This is a genomic window from Streptomyces sp. SID3343 (assembly GCF_009865215.1).
GTDB lineage: Bacteria > Actinomycetota > Actinomycetes > Streptomycetales > Streptomycetaceae > Embleya.
Genome location: NZ_WWJX01001280.1, coordinates 1 through 677 on the forward strand (window position 1 = coordinate 1; position 677 = coordinate 677).

Below are 677 nucleotides of genomic sequence, written 5' to 3' on the forward strand. Positions count from 1 at the left end.
CCTTGCGCCCTTCCGGCCCGTGCCGCCCCCGACGCCCGCGCGGCGCTCGGTGCGCTCGATCAGGTCGTATTTGGCGAGTTCGCGCAGGTGATAACTGCAGTTGGACGGGGTCGCGTCGACCACCCGCGCGCACTGGGTCGCGGTCTGCGGGCCGACGGTCATCAGGTGCCCCAACAACCGATATCTGACCGGATCGGCCAGGACGCGCAGCGCGCCCACGTCGGTGATCCGCCTGCGCGATTCGGTCGTCATCCGCCGCTCCCCGCCTACCGTGAAAAGACCGTGAAAAGCAACTCTGAAGTTTGTACTTCAGATGCTTTTCAAGGTTGTCGAGGCCCGCCTCCAGCTGTCAAGGGAATCCTTCACAGTGCTGAATTCCGTATCACGTCAAGGAGTTCGCGTGGCGCCCTAGCCTTGATACCGACCGGTCGGTACCGTGACTGACGTAGGGCGAACCCCGTTCCGCCACTCCCGAGGCACGTGCATACCGACCGGTCGGCACCCACTCCCGGAAGCGCCGCGCACCCCGTCGGCGCGACGGGCCCGGAGTCCGCCCCGTAAGCACTTCCGTCACCAGTCCCGACCCCAAAGGACCGCGTACCCATGACCGAGAACACGCCCGCGCCCGCGCCCCGTGTGGCCATCGTGACCGGAGCCGCGCGCGGCATCGGCGCGGC

Annotated in this window: 1 protein-coding gene; it reads right to left on the minus strand. The window is 67.7% G+C overall.

What is annotated here, in order from left to right; translation table 11 throughout:
- The coding region (locus GT354_RS40210) for a helix-turn-helix domain-containing protein (protein WP_161361432.1) at positions 1-252 on the minus strand (252 nt) is incomplete at its 3' end.
- Positions 253-677 lie beyond the last annotated feature (425 nt).